Here is a 15,535-nt window from a genome sequence, read left to right on the forward strand (position 1 = left end):
ATAGCAGATCGCGCCTCAGAACAGATCGAAATATTCGCGATGCTCCCACTCGCTGACTTCGAGCTGGTAGCGGGCGATCTCCGCTTCCTTGATATGCAGGAAATAGTCGATGAAAGTGTCGCCGAAGCCGGCACGGTAGCAGGCATTGCCGCGCAGGGCGGCGAGCGCGGCCTCCAGGCTGCGCGGCAGGGGCGGCGCCGGCGTCTCGTAGGGTGTATCGGCCGAAGGTGGCGGCTCGGCGGCCTTCGCCATACCGTCCAGACCGGCCAGAAGCTGGGAAGCCATGTACAGATAGGGATTGGCAGCCGGCTCGCCCAGCCGGTTCTCGATGCGGCTGGCCGGATCGCCCTGGGCGCCCAGCACACGGCACATCACGCCGCGATTGTCGCGCCCCCAGATCGCCCGGTCGGGTGCCAGCGAATAGGGCCGGTAGCGGCGGTAGGCATTGATGGTGGGCGCGGCGAAGGCCGCCGAGGCCGGCGCCTGTTCCAGCAGGCCGGCCAGGAAATGCCGGCCGAGTTGCGACAGCGGCTGGTCAGCTTCGGTCGGGATGAAGGCATTGACGCCGGTCCCGCGGTCAACCAGCGACTGGTGCAGATGCCAGCCCGAGGAGAAGATGTTGGGCAGCTTCGGACGGCACATGAAGGTGATGTGGTAGCCATGGCGTCTGGCGATCTGTTTGGCGGCCGAGCGAAACAGCACCATGGTATCCGCCGATTCCATGTTGATTCCGGGCCGGAAGGTGAATTCGGCCTGACTTGGCCCGAATTCCACTTCCATCGACCGCAACGGCAGGCCGAGCGCCTGGATATCCCTGCGCAGGATCTCGTAGACCTCGTCATACTGGTCGTAGCGCAGCTCGGTGAGATAGTTGTAGCCCTGCGTCAGCAGGCTGACATCGGGCGGATTGCCGGGCTGGCCGGCATCGGCCGGGGCCAGCTTCGGGTCTTCCAGCCTGAAGACATGAAATTCGACCTCCAGCCCGGCGACATAGTCGTAGCCAGCGTCGTTCACTTTCTTCAGTGCATCGCGATAGAGCTTGCGGGTGGAAAACGGCACCGGGCGACCATCGGCGAAATAGAGATCGCAGAGCAGCCAGCCGGTATGCGGCGCCCAGGGCAGAACCTTGAACGTGGTAGGGTCGGCCACCATCAGGATGTCGGCAGCGCCCTGCATTTCCGGCAGACCGAAGCCGCCACCCCTGGTGAAGACCGGGAATACCGTGCGGTGCGATGTATCCTTGGCCAGCAGGGTAGTGGTGAAGCCGACGCCGCTGTGCATGGCGCTGCCAAGCTCCTCGGCCACCACTGTCTTGCCGCGCAGGATGCCGTGCTGGTCGGCGAAGGAGAAGCGGACAACGCCAAGACCGCGCTCTGCGACTTCCTTCTCGACGGCCTTCGCTGCCTTCTGCTGCTGCTCGGTCCACAAGCCGTGCCGGTCGACGAAACGCTCCACCCTACCCCCCTGCAATACTGCCCCTGCGATACCTCGTCCTGCCGATGCGCCGCGGCTTACTCAGCAGCCAGCGGCGCCGGTGCCTGCCAGGACGAAGCCTGGCGCTTGCGGGCATCCACCTCGCGCCAGTATGCCTGCCAGCCTTCGGTGGGGGCAACGCCGTCGACAGTGATCGGCCCGCGAATTTCCTTTGCTTCGGCGGCATCCAGCACCATCAGCGGCGTGCCGCTGCCGGTTTCGACCTGCTCGATCGCCTTCATCAGCATCGACCGGTAGTTGATGATCCCCTTGTCTGTGCTGCCCAGATGTTCGCGGGTACGGTCCTGGATCGGCCCTTGGCTTTCCACCGCCCACTGGTCGTGCACATTGATGTCGCTGCCCATGCCCGTATAGGTCTGGGTCTTCTGCTCCAGCGGGTCGAAGCCGTAATTGTTCCTCTTGTTCTGCCGCGGGATGTAGTCCGGCAGGGTGTAGAGCTGCAGGCGCTGTTCGCGCATCTGCCGCTTGTCGACCGGACCGGTGAAACTGGTGAAGATGGCGTACCAGTAGCAGTTCTCGTCGTCGATCGGCACATGCCACTGGGTGATGGTCATCTCGGCCGAGAGCGGGATGTTGAAAGCCTGCGGGAACAGCAGGTTGGTCACCCGCACATGGGTGCTCTTCTCGCTGAGCTGGCGCAGGGCGAACAGCCGCATGCCGTAATCGGTACGCTCAACCTCGATCACCGGGCGCTCGAACTCGCGCAGCACCCGGGTCATCGGCATGTCGGAATCGGCAGAATTGGCACGGAACTGGCGGCCGTAATTGGCGTTCGGATCTTCGTCTTCGAAGAACCGGTGCAGGAAGGAGGCATGGGCCGGATCGATGCCGACCTCCAGCGCCTGCAGCCAGTTGCAGGCGATATGGCCCTTGAAGGCAAAGACATGGCTGTCGGGAGCGACGAAGCAGTCGAGATCGGCAAAGGCCGGCGGCTTGCCATCGGCATCGAGCGGGCCGAGATAGGCGAAGAGAATCCCGCTCTTCAGCACCACCGGATAGGCCTTCTGCTTGATGCGCTGGCACAGACGGCTGTTTTCCGGCTCAGCCGGGGTCTGCAGGCAGTTGCCGGCGACATCGAACAGCCAGCCATGGAACGGGCAGCGCAGGCCGCCATCCTCCGGCCGGCCGAAGGCCAGATCGGCACCCCGGTGCGGGCAGTCACGGTCCAGAAGGCCAAAACGGCCCTGCTCGTCGCGGAACAGCACAAAATCCTGCCCCATCAGCTTGACCGGCTTGACCGGGCGGATGTCCTCCAGCTCCTCGATGAGGGCGACCGGCTGCCAGTAGCGGCGCAGCAGTTTGCCGGCCGGCTTGTCGGGACCGACCAGAGTCATGCGCATATTCTGTTCATGGGTGGTCATCGCAGCTCTCCCACAAGCCGAGAAAGATTCTGTTCGACTAGCGAACGTATGTGCGATTATAGTAGGGCCAGCGAGCCACGACAAGCCCGGCTGTTCAATCTGTCGCCATCTTCCTTTTGCCCAAAGACCGATCATGACCCGTCTGCGCACCGCCGATGCCGAAAAACGCCAGAAAAGCGGGCTCGGCCCCGATTTCCTTGAGGCACTGGCCCGCGGCATGGGCGTGCTGACCGCTTTCGACAGTCAGCATCGCCAGATGACGCTGTCCGATGTCGCCCGCATCGTCGATCTGCCGCGCGCCACGGTGCGCCGCGCGCTCTACACCCTCGAACAGCTCGGCTATCTCGACAGCGACGGCCGCCTGTTCCGGCTCAGCCCGAAAGTGATGCGGCTGGCCGGCGCCTATCTCGGCTCTGCCGGTAATGCCACCGCCCTGCAGATGGCCTGCGACCGGCTGTGCCTGGAAATCGACGAAGCCTGTTCGGCCGCGGTGCTGGACGGCGAAATGGCGGCGATGGTGGCGCATGCCTCGCCGCCGCGCTTTCTCTCCTCCGCACCGGGCATCGGCTTCCGGGTGCCGGCTTTCAGTGCCGCGCTTGGCCGCGTGCTGGTGGCCGGCCTCGGCCCTGAGGCACGGGCCGCCTGGCTCGCGACCCTGCAGCCGCAGGCGCTGACGGCGAAGACCGTCACCGACCGGGATGAACTGGCCGCCGCGATCGAGAAGGCCGGACAGGAGGGCTATGCGCTATCCGACCAGGAGGCGGAACTCGGTTTCCGCTCGCTGGCCGTACCGGTACGACGCTTCGATGGCCGCGTGGTGGCGGCCCTGAATATCGGCATCCGCATCGAGCGGGCAACGCCGAAGCAGATGAAGGACGACTTCCTGCCGCCGCTGCTGCGTGCCGCGGCGGACCTGCGCGATCATGTGGTCTGATCAGATCGGGTAGATCAGGGAATTGAGGATCAGCTCGCTGTCGAACACGCAGAGCCGCTCCTGCAGCAACAGGTTTCCGTCTTCGCGCACCAGCCGGTCGAGATAGCGGCCGACATTGTAGACCTCGGATACCGAGCCAGGCTTGGTGCGGAACACCGCGTAATTCGCCTCGGCCCGGATCTCGCGGCCGTCATCCTCGTGCACCAGCGCCGGGCCGATCACATGCCGCTGGTAATAGGGCGCATGGAACAGCGTGTTGCTGATGCCGTAGACGCGGTCGCGTAGCATGCCCTGTCCCTCCAGGGCCATGGTGCAGAGCGGCAGGCCGGCATCGTGATTCTCGCGCGGGATCACCTTGTAGAGGCAGTCGGGCCGGAACATGCCGATCCAGGCCTCGTAGTTGCCGGCATCCAGCGCGGCGGCATAGGCGGCATTGAAGCGATCGACCAGCAGCTGGGTTTCCAGTGCAGCCGGCAGGCGAAGGGCGAGGGCTGGATCGGCCATGATCAGATCTCCATCACCCGGCGCCAGTAGGCATACATGCCGCGGATCAGTGTCTCGGTGACCATATGCGGCGTCTGCGCGATGCCGCGGCCGTCCAGCTCGCAGACGGTCTCGCCCCGGCCGCCGGTCTGGCGGAAGCCATCCTGCGAGAATTCGATCACCTCGCCGTCATCGGCAGAGACGAACCCGGCCGGGCCGAACAGATTGGCCTGGCGCAGGCGGCGCTGTGTCATGTCCGGCGTGTCGTCCTCGAAGCCGAAATGGGTCCAGATGAAATCAAAACAATCCGGCCCCGCCGGCACGATATGGCGGGTAGACAGCGAATTGACCTGCTGCTGGATGATCACGGTGGGAAACAGGGTGATCATGGTGACCGACGGACCGTTCCACCACGGCTCGGGCACCACATCCAGCAGGCGCGGATCGTTCAGCGCCATGTCTTTCTTGAAACTGGTCACACCCTCGGTCACCGCCTTCGCCTCGCCGCCGGCATTGCGCTGCGAGATCATCACGGCATGGCGGCCCTCCGCATCCATCACCATGCGCGAGGTCTGATCGGCGCGCCACAGGCCGAAGGTGACGAACCATGTGTGCAGCAGGCCCGGATGATACGGATCCTTGATGTTCTCCATCATCAGCTTCCAGTTGCCCGGAATGCGTTGCCGGTTGGTGCCGAGGATGGTCAGCTTGCGGCCATTGAAGATGCGGTCGATCCACGGCATCACGTCGGGCCCGAAATAGTCGGTCAGCGGCGGGGCTTCGGGATCGAGACTGGCGAAGACCAGCCCGTTATAGGTGCCGACCTTCAGCTTGGTCAGGCCGTGCTGCTTAAGGTCGAAATCCTCCGGCATGCCACCTTCGACGGCATCGCCTTTCTTCACGCCATGGCGGAAGGGCAGTCCGGCAAGATCGCCGTTCAGCTTGTAGGTCCATTGATGATAGGGGCAGACGAAGCTGCGCGCCTTGCCGCGCGGCTTCTGGCAGAAGCGCACGCCGCGATGGGCGCAGCGATTCTCCACCACATGCAGGCTGCGGTCGCGGTCGCGCACCACGATCACCGACCGCTCGCCGACGAAAGACAGCTTGTAGTCGCCGGGCTCGGGCAGCTCCGCCTCCAGCGCCACGTAGCACCAGTGACCGCGGCCGTAGAAAAAGCGGTCGAGTTCGCGGCGGTAGATATCGGGATCGGTATAGGCCCAGAAGGGGATGCGGCTGGAGCCGTCGCCTTCCCAGACGGGCGCCAGGGCGCCGGGCGGCATCAAAGCGGTCATGGGGCCTCCTCCCGGAGATTTATTTGTATTTGCAAATAATATCCGCCGGGCCCGACATCGTCAAGGCCGTTTCCGGTGACGCAAGGTAACGCATTGAATTCCGGCGGCAAAAGATCGAGCATGCGGGCAAAGGGCAGGAGGAAACCATGTTCGACCGGCATTTCGCGGTCTGGCCGCAGGGCGTGCCGCAGCATCTGACGCTGCCGGAAACCAGCCTGTACGAGAATCTGGAGATTTCCGCCCGCCGCTTTCCCGGCAAGCCGGCCATCCTCTATTACGGCACGGCAATCACCTATGCCGACCTGCAGCGCCAGGTCGACGCACTGGCCGGCTGGCTGGCGCAGGCCTGCGGCGTGCAGCGCACCGACCGCGTGCTGCTCTACATGCAGAACAGTCCGCAATTCGTGATCGCCTTCTACGCCATCCAGCGGCTGACTGCTGTGGTCGTGCCGGTCAATCCGATGAGCCGGCTGGAGGAGCTGCGCCATATCGCCACCGATACCGGTGCGACCACCGTGCTGTGCGGCCAGGAGCTGCTCGGCTTCGCGCAGCCGCTGCTGGAAGCGGGCAGCCTGCGCCATGCGGTGGTCGCTGCCTATGGCGACTATGTTGCTGCACCGACCGACCTTGCCCTGCCCGATGTGGTCAGCGCGCCGCGTGCCGTTGTCGCCGCACCGGGCGCCATCGCCTGGCACGAGGCGCTGGCGGCCGGCCATGCTGCCGGGCCCCATCACGCCACGCCGGAAGACTGGTGCGTGCTGCCCTATTCCTCGGGCACTACCGGGGCACCGAAAGGCTGCCTGCACAATATCCGCGGCGTCACCGCCACGCTGTACGGTTCGGTGACGTGGAATCCGGCCGCGTCGGATTCCGTGCAGCTCTGCACCCTGCCGCTGTTCCATGTCACCGGCATGCAGAATTCCATGAACGGGCCGCTCTACAACAGCTCCACCATCGTGATGATGACGCGCTGGGACCGCCGGGTCGCCGCCGAACTGATCCGCCGCCACCGCGTTACCCACTGGCGCAACATCACGACGATGGCGATCGATTTTCTCTCGGACCCCGATGTGGAGACATTCGATCTTTCCAGCCTGCTGGGTATCGGCGGCGGGGGGGCCGCCATGCCCGGTGCCGTGGCCGCCAAGCTGAAGGCGCTGACCGGGCTGGACTATATCGAGGGCTACGGGCTCAGCGAGACCATCGCCGGCACCCATATCAACCCGGTCGACCGCCCCAAGCCGCAATGCCTGGGCATCCCGGTCTTCGACATCGATTCCCGCATCGTCAATCCCGACACGCTGGAAGAGCTCGGCCCCAACGAGACCGGCGAGATCGTCACGGCGGGGCCGCAGGTCTTCCTCGGCTACTGGAACCGGCCGGAGGAAACGGCGCAGGTCTTCTTCGAGCGCGACGGCAAGCGCTTCTTCCGCACCGGCGATCTCGGTTACTACGATGAGGAAGGCTATTTCTTCATCGTCGACCGTCTCAAGCGGATGATCAATGCCTCCGGCTACAAGGTCTGGCCGACCGAGATCGAGGGCATGATGTATGCCCATCCCGGCATCCGCGAGGTCTGCATCATCGCCACGCCGGATGCCCATCGCGGCGAAACCGTGAAGGCCGTGATCGTGCCGAAGCAAGGCGCCGCCGACATGACCCCGGAAGCGATCCAGGCCTGGTGCCGCGAGCGCATGGCGGCCTACAAGGTGCCGCGCATCGTGGAATTTTCCGACAGCCTGCCGAAATCGGCCACCGGCAAGATCCTGTGGCGAGTGCTGCAGGACCAGGAAAAAGCCGCGGCTGCAGCCGGTTCCGTCGCCGCCGACTGACTGTTCGCCCCATCGCCTGTCCGGAGTCGTCATGCCGCTCGTCGCACCCCTGCCCGAAGACCACAACCCCGATCTCGTCGACCTAATCCAGTTCTTCCGCGGCCCGCTCGGCGTGGTGCCCAACAGCGTGCTGACCATGCAACGCCGGCCGGCCATCGCACGCGCCTTCACCGATCTGAACAAGGCCGTGATGGAAAACGGCGGCCGGGTGACCGCCGAACAGAAACGCCTGATCGGATATGTGGCATCGCATGCCGCCGGCTGCCGCTACTGTGAGGCGCACACGATCCTCGCCGCCGAACGCTTCGGCGCCAGCCCGGAGCGCCTCGGCACCATCTGGGAATATCAGACCAGCCCACATTTCACCGATGCCGAGCGTGCCGCCTTCGACTTCGCGCTGGCCGCCGCCTGCGTGCCCAATGCCGTCACGCCGGAGATCCAGCAGGAACTGCGTGCTCACTGGAGCGAGGACGAGATCGTCGAGATTGTCGGCGTGGTGGCCCTGTTCGGCTTCCTGAACCGCTGGAACGATTCAATGGCGACCACGCTGGAAGATATTGGCGTCGATGCCGGCAGCCGCAACCTCGCGCCGACCGGCTGGTCGCCGGCCAAACACGCCAGCTAAGCGCTAGCCGTTCAACGCCGCCCACATCTGCTGGTCACGTTCGGCCGTCCAGATGCGCGGATGGTCGAGGCCGAGCGCCTCGTCATAGGCACGGGCCACGTTGAACGGCTGGCAATGGTCAAAAATGGCGAAATTGCCGAAGCGCGGCCGCATCGCGTCGTTGCAACGGTCGAAGGCTTCCTTCAGCGGCAGGCCTTTCGCCGCGCTTTCCGACACCGAACCATACAATGTGGTGAGGAAATCGCGGGTCAGCGCCAGACCGTCGCCGACTTCCTTGCCGTTGCGCAACGCATCGCCGCGGCCCGGCACCAGCGCCTTCGGCGAGAATTCTGCAATCCGGTCCAGCGTCTTCGGCCAGTCGCCGAAATGCGCGTCGCCGCAGTAACAGGCCGAGTGATACTCGACCAGGTCGCCCGAGAACATCACACCCGCATCGGGCACCCAGGCGACGGTATCCCCCGCCGTGTGACCGCGTCCCAGATGCATGATCTCGATCCGTCGTTTGCCCATGTAGAGGGTGAATTTCGACGGGAAGGTCATGGTCGGCCAGGTCAGGCCGGGAATGCTCTCGGCGGCGCGGAACAGCCGGGGGAAGCGGCCGTATTCCGAATCCCAGTCCTCCTGCCCGCGTTCGACGATCAGGCTGCGGGTCGCCTCCGACGCCAGAACCTGCTGCGGCTGGTAGGCCGAAGCGCCCAGCACGCGCACGGCATGATAATGGGTCAGCAGCACGTATTTGACCGGCTTGTCGGTCACCCTGCGAATATGTTCGATCACCTGGCCGGCCATTTTTGGCGTCGCCTGGGTGTCGATCACCATCACGCCATCATCGCCGACGATCACGCCGGTATTGGGGTCGCCCTCGGCGGTGAAGGCATAGAGCCCTTCAGCCAGCTGGGTGAAGGAGACGGTCTTTTCCTCCATGTCTCCGGTGGAGGCAAAAGCCTTGGCTGGGGCATTCGACATCGGCGTTCCTCATCGGTTTTTCATGGGCACCCTTGGCAAGCGGGGCCGTCTGCGCGAAAGATGGCCGCGCGGGGGAATATGGTCAACCATGGCTGCGAAAAGATGCAGCATGAAGGTCCGGATTTCCCCTATAATCCTCCGAGTCGCCGTTCTCTCTGGTCCGAAGCCATACGCATGTCCGAAAAGTCCACTCTCGCCGACCGGTTGCGCGAAAACCTGGCAGAACAGATCGTCAGCGGGGAGTTGCGGCCGGGTACCCGGCTCGACGAGATCGAGCTGGCGACGCGCTTCGGCATGTCGCGCACTCCGGTGCGTGAAGCCTTCAAGGCACTGGCCGGCATGGGCCTTGTGGAACAGCGGCCGCATCGCGGCGTGGTGGTCGCCCTGCCCACCCGCCGGCGCATGGAGGAGATGTTTGAGGTGATGGCCGAGATCGAGGCAACCTGCGCCCGGCTCGCCGCCATCCGCATGACCGGACCCGAGCGGCGCTTTCTGGAGCAGGCACATCTGCAGTCGCTGGGCATCGTCCGCACGGGCGACATGCAGGGCTATGCCAGCTTCAACAACGATTTTCACGACATCATCTACCGTGCCAGCAAGAACAGCTTCCTCGAGGAGACGGCGCGCGCCGTGCGCCGCCGGGTTCTGCCCTTCCGCGTGTCACAGTTCCGCGTCGTCGGCCGCCTGTCGAGTTCCCATGCCGAGCATGACCAGGTGGTGCAGGCGATCCTGCGCGGCGACGGTGCGGCTGCCGAAGCAGCGATGCGGGCCCATGTGGCGAAGGTGACGGTGGCTTCGGTGGATTTCGTCGAGGAACACCGCCCCGGTCAGCCGCTCATGCCGCAGCACTGGCCCGACGATACGCCCGCCATCCGCCAAAATCCGTGATTTCGGTGGCGCCTGCTGCCGCGGCCGCCTCGCACACGAAACCCTTCACCAGACGGCCGTCGGACAGCCGCACATCGGCGATGCCCAGCGGCATGGCAATGCCGGCCACGAAAGTGCCGAAGGCGGCCGGCGACAGCGCCCAGATTTCGCCTTCGATGGCTGCACCGCCGGAACCGACCCGCAGCAGACCGGGCCGCGGCAGCCGTTCCTTCAGCGCAAACAGACGATAATCGGCACTGGTGCGGCAGGGTCCGACCAGTCGCGCACCCAGATCCAGCAGCTGCGGATTGAGCGGCTCGCCCGAGAGATGCGCACCGAACACCACCACCTCCACTTCATTGGCAGCAACCGGCGCCAGCGCACCGGTCGCCGGCGGCGCATAGCCGCCGGCGCCCATGGTCAGGCCGGTGGCGGCGTGGAAGGCATGACCGAGTGCCGCCAGCTTTGGTTCGGAAAAGGCCGGGCCGATCAGGGTGATGCCGGCCGGCAGGCCGTCGGGCTGGAAGCCGTTCGGCACCGACAGCGCCGACAGGTCGAAGTAGTTCACGAAATTCGTGTAGTAGCCGAGGTTGCTGTTCAGCGTCACGGGGTCGGCCTCGACCTCGGCAATGCGGTAGACCGTGCCGCTGGTCGGCACCAGCATCACGTCGATCTGCTGCCAGACCGGGGCCGTCTGCTGGCGCAGTTCGCGCAGGCGGTAATACAGGTTATGCACGTCGACCGCCGTGGCGTCGCGTCCGCGCTCGATGATGCCGCGGGTGACCGGATGCATATCGTCGGCATGGCTGCTGAGGAAATCCCCCAGCGCAGCCGTGCGCTCGGCGGTACCGGCCGGCTGGTAGAGGAACGACGCCGCCTCGGCAAATGGTGCATAGTCGATCTCGATGGCTTCGCCGCCCAGCGCCTGAAGCCGCGCCACCGCCTGGCCGAACAAAGTCTCGGCGGCGGCATTGCCGAAGAATTTCAACTGTCCGGCCTGCGGCAGACCGAAACGGAAGCGTGCCGGCGGCGCGGTCAGGGTCGGCGACCAGCCGGTGGGGGCCGGCCGGCTGTAGCCGTCGCGTGCATCGTAGGCGGCAGCCGCCTGCAGCACGGCAAGGCTGTCCGCTACGGTATTGGCAAAGACCGAAATGCAGTCGAGCGAGCGGCAGGCCGGCACCATGCCGGTGGCGCTGATCAGGCCGATGCTGGGCTTCAGACCGACGATGTTGTTGAACCCGGCCGGCACCCGGCCGGAGCCGGCGGTGTCGGTGCCGAGCGCAAAACTGACCAGTCCGGCGCCGACTGCGACCGCCGAGCCGGAACTGGAGCCACCCGGGATGACATCATCGCCGAAGGGATTCCGCGCCACGCCATAGGGGCTGCGCACGCCGACCAGACCAGTGGCGAACTGATCGAGATTGGTCTTGCCGATGAGGATGGCGCCAGCCCGCAGCAGGCGCTCGACCGCCAGCGCCGAATCCGTCGGCGTGTAGGCGAAGGCCGGGCAGGCCGCCGTGGTAGGCAGGCCGGCGGCATCGATATTGTCCTTCACTGCGAACGGCACACCCCAGAGGGGCATATCCTCGGGGGGCAGGGCGCGCAGGCCCTGCATCAGTTCAGTGGCACGCGCCAGGGCCGCCTCGCGCGGCACCAGGGTGATCCACACGGCATCCTCGCCGCGGGCAGCGATGCGATCATAGATCGCCGCCACGAGGTCGGCCGGGGTCAGCCCGCCGGCGGCATAGGCGGCACGTAGCGTGGCGATGTCCAAGGATCCGATCATGCTGTCCCCAATGTCTATAATCATGCCAGCGGCGGCCGGAAAGCGCGCTGCCCGGCTGCACTCAGGGTTATTGTATGCAACTTGTGTACCGCTGATTTCTATCAATAAGATACAGTAAAGTATGGATTTTCAGGCACACCGCCGGGCTGTTTTTTGTGCCGCTGCGTCTAAATATGCATATATTTTAACCATTGTATACGATTGCCTGACGATATCCCCTGATCCGCCCTCGAAGGATTCTTCCTGCCGCTTCAGGCGATTACCGGCGCAGGCATGGCCGCCACCGCAAATGGCATATCCGTTGCAGTGCACCAGCCATCGCCATCGTCGCCAAAGGGGGAGTCCAGCCATGCATCGCCGCCTGTTCCTGTCTGCCACATCGGGCCTTGTCGCCGCCGCCCTGGCCGCGACCCTCGCCGCCACACCGGCTGCCGCGCAGTCGCGCAAGGAAACCCTGGTCGTTCTGGTCGAGAACGGCCCGAACAGCATGGACATCCATGGTGTCGGAACCAGCTTCCGCTCCTACGTCGCCGCCTGGAACATGTACGACCGGCTTGTCACCTTCGGCCGCAAGACGCTGCCGGACGGTACCCTGTCCTACGATTCCAGCAAGATCGAGCCGGAACTGGCCGAAAGCTTCATCATGGCCGAGGACGGCAAGTCGATCACCTTCAAGCTGCGCAGGGATGCCACCTTCCATGATGGCAGCCCGGTGACCGCCCATGACGTGAAGTGGTCTTACGACCGCGCAGTCAGCGTCGGCGGCTTCCCGACCTTCCAGATGAAGGCCGGCAGCCTCGAGAAGCCGGAGCAGTTCGTGGTGGTCGACGACTACACCTTCCGGGTCGACCTGCCAAAAAAGGACAAACTGTCACTGCCCGACATGGCCGTGGTGGTGCCTGCCATCTTCAATTCCAAGCTCGCCAAGCAGCACGCGACCGAGAAGGATCCGTGGGCGATGGAATGGATGAAGACCAACGACGCCGGCAGCGGCGCCTTCAAGCTGGAGAAATGGACCCCCGGCCAGGAGACGGTGCTGACCCGTTTCGAGGGCTGGAAGGGCGGCAAGGCCTCCAACGTGAAGCGCGTGATCCTGCGTGAAGTGCCTTCTGCCGGCAACCGCCGCGCCCTGATGGAGCGCGGCGATGCCGATATCTCTGTCGACATGCCGCAGAAGGATTCGTCCGAAATCGTCGCCGAAGGCGGCTCGGGCAAATACACCGTGGTTGGCGTGCCGATCGAGAATTCGCTGAAATACATCGGCCTGGTCACCACCATGAAGCCTTTCGACAATCCGAAGGTGCGCCAGGCCGTGGCCTATGCCGTGCCCTACGAGCAGATTTACAAGTCCGCGATCTATGGCCGCGGCATCCCGATGTGCTGCTCGGACGCAACCGGGCCGAAGGATGCCAGCTGGCCGCAGCCCTTCCCCTACAAGACCGATCTGGAGAAGGCCAAGAAGCTGCTGGCCGAAGCCGGCTATGCCGATGGCTTCGAGACCACCATCTCGATCGACCTCGGCGACGCCACCGCCTCCGAGCCGGAAGCCATCCTGCTGCAGGAAGCCCTGGGCAAGATCGGCATCAAGGCGACGATCGAGAAAATTCCGGGCGCCAATTTCCGCAGCGCCATGCTGCAGAAGAACCGGCCGATCCACATCGCCAGCTTCGGCGGCTGGCTGAATTATCCGGATTACTTCTTCTTCTGGGGCTATCACGGCCAGAACGCGGTGTTCAACACCATGTCCTACCAGAATCCGGCCATGGACAAGCTGATCGACACCGCCCGCTACGAACACGACCCGGCCAAGTACAAGGCGGAGGTGATGAAATTCATCCAGCTGGCCATGGACGATGCCCCGCGCATCCCGCTGTACCAGCAGATCCTTGATGTCGGCATGCAGAAGAACATCAAGGGCTATACCTACTGGTTCCACCGCCAGCTCGATTTCCGCACCATCGAGAAGATGTGACCGGACATCCGCGGTAACGAGGAGGGCGAAGGAGCACCATGCTGGGCCTGATCGGCAAACGGATCCTGTCGGCAATCCCGAGCGTGATCGGCGTCCTGGTGGTCACCTTCGTCCTCACCCGCGCCCTGCCCGGCGACCCGGCCGCCTTCTTCGCCGGTCCGGCCGCCACCAAGGAAGCCATCGAGGAAATCCGGCGCAGCCTCGGCCTCGACAAGTCACTGCCGGAACAGTTCATCGTCTACCTGAAGGATCTCGTGCAGGGTGATCTCGGCAATTCGGTCGCCACCGGCCAGCCGGTGCTGACCGAGATCGTCACCCGCCTGCCGGCCTCGCTGGAACTCACCCTGCTTGGCCTGATCGTGTCGGTGCTGATTGCCGTGCCGCTCGGCGTGATGGCTGCCACCAGGCCAGGTTCGCTCATTGACCATACCTGCCGCGTGGTCACCACCGCCGGCGTCAGCCTGCCGGCCTTTTTCACGGGCCTGCTGCTGGTCTATGTGCTGTATTACCAATTGGGTATCGCTCCGGCACCGCTCGGCCGGCTCGACATCTTCTATTCCACGCCCACCCGCGTTACCGGCTTCTACCTGATCGACACGCTGCTGGAGGGCGATCTCGAGACCTTCCGCGCCGCTGCTGCCCAGCTGATCCTGCCGGTCGTCACGCTGGCCGTCTTCACTCTGGCACCGCTGGCGCGCATGACCCGTGCCGCCATGCTGGAGGTTCTGGCCAGCGACTTCGTGCGCACCGCCCGCGCGGCCGGCCTGCCGCGCCGCAAGATCATCTACACATATGCTTTCCGCAACGCGATGCTGCCGGTGATCACCACCCTGGGCATGGTGTTCTCCTTCCTGCTGGGTGCCAATGTTCTGGTCGAGAAGGTCTTTTCCTGGCCCGGCATCGGCACGTTCGCGATCGAGGCGCTGATCGCCTCGGATTATGCGCCGATCCAGGGTTTCGTGCTGACCATGGCGCTGATGTATGTGGCGCTCAACCTGGCCATTGACATCCTCTATATCGTGATCGATCCGCGGGTGGGCTTCGAGGCATGACCGCAACTCTGCGCCATATCCGCTATGTGCTGACCGAGAACCCGATCACGCTGTTCGCCTTCGCGCTGTTCGGTTTCATCATCCTATGCGGCATCTTCGGGCCCTGGCTCGCCCCCTACGACCCGCTGGCGACCAATGCCGCCATGGCGCTGCAGCCGCCATCCTCTGCCCACTGGTTCGGCACCGACGCACTCGGCCGCGATATCTTCAGCCGCGTTCTGGTCGCCACCCGGCTTGATCTCGGCATCGCCTTTGCGTCTGTTCTGCTGACCTTTGCCATCGGCGCGCTGGCCGGTATTGCGGCCGGTTTCTTCGGCGGCTGGACCGACCGTATTGTCGGCCGCACCGCCGACACCATCATGGCCTTCCCGTTATTCGTTCTGGCCATGGGCATCGTCGCCGCGCTCGGCAACTCGGTCGGCAATATCGTCCTGGCCACGGCCATCATCAACACGCCACTCTATGCCCGCGTTGCCCGTGCCGAGGCCAATGTCCGCCGCAATGCCGGATTCGTCGAAGCGGCGCGGCTGTCCGGCAATTCGGAGGCACGCATCCTGCTGCTGCAGATCCTGCCCAACATCCTGCCGATCCTGATGGTGCAATGCTCACTGACCATGGGCTATGCCATCCTGAATGCCGCCGGCCTGTCCTTCATCGGGCTGGGCATCGCGCCGCCAACCCCGGAATGGGGCATCCTGGTGGCCGAGGGCGCCGCTTTCATGATTTCGGGCGAGTGGTGGGTGGCCCTGTTTCCCGGCCTTGCGCTGATGGTAGCCGTGTTCTGCTTCAACCTGCTGGGCGACGGCCTGCGCGACATCGTCGATCCCCGGAGGCGCACATGAGTGCGCCGACCGAGAGCAAGCGGAGGCGC

At 64.7% G+C, this 15,535-nt stretch carries 13 protein-coding genes; 7 read left to right on the forward strand and 6 right to left on the reverse strand.

All coding sequences use genetic code 11. The features are described 5' to 3' along the window. Nucleotides 1-15 precede the first annotated feature (15 nt). Both ACEQZY_RS10200 and ACEQZY_RS10205 read right to left on the reverse strand, forming a co-directional pair. Nucleotides 16-1,455, reverse strand: a complete 1,440-nt coding sequence (locus ACEQZY_RS10200) for a glutamine synthetase family protein (RefSeq protein WP_370154007.1) — start codon at nt 1,453-1,455, stop codon at nt 16-18. 56 nt (nt 1,456-1,511) lie between these two features. Then, a complete protein-coding gene (locus tag ACEQZY_RS10205) occupies nt 1,512-2,855 on the reverse strand; it encodes an aromatic ring-hydroxylating dioxygenase subunit alpha (protein WP_341702452.1) in 1,344 nt (447 codons plus the stop codon). A 133-nt stretch (nt 2,856-2,988) separates the two neighbouring features. Here ACEQZY_RS10205 and ACEQZY_RS10210 point away from each other — a divergent pair, with 133 nt between their 5' ends. After that, nucleotides 2,989-3,789, forward strand: coding sequence for an IclR family transcriptional regulator C-terminal domain-containing protein (locus ACEQZY_RS10210; protein WP_341702451.1), 801 nt, complete (start codon nt 2,989-2,991; stop codon nt 3,787-3,789). Here the strand turns inward: ACEQZY_RS10210 and ACEQZY_RS10215 are convergent, their stop codons facing one another. Then, on the reverse strand, nt 3,790-4,293 hold the full coding sequence (locus tag ACEQZY_RS10215) for an aromatic-ring-hydroxylating dioxygenase subunit beta (RefSeq protein WP_341702450.1): 504 nt from the start codon (nt 4,291-4,293) through the stop codon (nt 3,790-3,792). Between the two features lie 2 nt (nt 4,294-4,295). Further along, nucleotides 4,296-5,564 carry an aromatic ring-hydroxylating dioxygenase subunit alpha gene (locus ACEQZY_RS10220; RefSeq protein ID WP_370154009.1) on the reverse strand — a complete coding sequence of 423 codons (1,269 nt, stop codon included), beginning with the start codon at nt 5,562-5,564 and terminating at the stop codon, nt 4,296-4,298. A gap of 146 nt (nt 5,565-5,710) precedes the next feature. Here ACEQZY_RS10220 and ACEQZY_RS10225 point away from each other — a divergent pair, with 146 nt between their 5' ends. Further along, nucleotides 5,711-7,396, forward strand: a complete 1,686-nt coding sequence (locus ACEQZY_RS10225; RefSeq protein ID WP_370154011.1) for a long-chain fatty acid--CoA ligase — start codon at nt 5,711-5,713, stop codon at nt 7,394-7,396. A 31-nt stretch (nt 7,397-7,427) separates the two neighbouring features. Next, on the forward strand, nt 7,428-8,021 hold the full coding sequence (locus ACEQZY_RS10230) for a carboxymuconolactone decarboxylase family protein (RefSeq protein WP_341702447.1): 594 nt from the start codon (nt 7,428-7,430) through the stop codon (nt 8,019-8,021). A gap of 3 nt (nt 8,022-8,024) precedes the next feature. Here ACEQZY_RS10230 and ACEQZY_RS10235 read toward each other — a convergent pair whose 3' ends face one another. Beyond that, nucleotides 8,025-8,987 carry an MBL fold metallo-hydrolase gene (locus tag ACEQZY_RS10235; RefSeq protein WP_370154013.1) on the reverse strand — a complete coding sequence of 321 codons (963 nt, stop codon included), beginning with the start codon at nt 8,985-8,987 and terminating at the stop codon, nt 8,025-8,027. 174 nt (nt 8,988-9,161) lie between these two features. Between ACEQZY_RS10235 and ACEQZY_RS10240 the strand changes: the two genes are divergently transcribed. Next, nucleotides 9,162-9,875, forward strand: a complete 714-nt coding sequence (locus tag ACEQZY_RS10240) for a GntR family transcriptional regulator (RefSeq protein ID WP_341702445.1) — start codon at nt 9,162-9,164, stop codon at nt 9,873-9,875. Here ACEQZY_RS10240 and atzF read toward each other — a convergent pair. Continuing rightward, the gene (atzF, locus tag ACEQZY_RS10245) at nt 9,823-11,640 is read right to left on the reverse strand and encodes an allophanate hydrolase (RefSeq protein WP_370154015.1); all 1,818 of its coding nucleotides are present in this window, start codon (nt 11,638-11,640) and stop codon (nt 9,823-9,825) included. The genes ACEQZY_RS10240 and atzF overlap by 53 nt on opposite strands. Nucleotides 11,641-11,989: 349 nt before the next feature. On the opposite strand from atzF, the gene ACEQZY_RS10250 reads away from it, so the two are divergent. From ACEQZY_RS10250 to ACEQZY_RS10260, 3 genes are read left to right on the forward strand one after another with little or no spacing between them, the layout of a single operon-like run. Beyond that, nucleotides 11,990-13,612, forward strand: coding sequence for an ABC transporter substrate-binding protein (locus ACEQZY_RS10250; protein ID WP_341702443.1), 1,623 nt, complete (start codon nt 11,990-11,992; stop codon nt 13,610-13,612). Nucleotides 13,613-13,650: 38 nt separating this feature from the next. Beyond that, a complete protein-coding gene (locus tag ACEQZY_RS10255) occupies nt 13,651-14,664 on the forward strand; it encodes an ABC transporter permease (RefSeq protein ID WP_341702442.1) in 1,014 nt (337 codons plus the stop codon). Beyond that, nucleotides 14,661-15,506 carry an ABC transporter permease gene (locus tag ACEQZY_RS10260; protein WP_341702441.1) on the forward strand — a complete coding sequence of 282 codons (846 nt, stop codon included), beginning with the start codon at nt 14,661-14,663 and terminating at the stop codon, nt 15,504-15,506. The genes ACEQZY_RS10255 and ACEQZY_RS10260 overlap by 4 nt, the downstream gene beginning before the upstream one ends. Nucleotides 15,507-15,535 lie beyond the last annotated feature (29 nt).

It is taken from the genome of Ferrovibrio sp. (genome assembly GCF_964218355.1).
In the GTDB taxonomy this organism is placed as follows: domain Bacteria; phylum Pseudomonadota; class Alphaproteobacteria; order Ferrovibrionales; family Ferrovibrionaceae; genus Ferrovibrio.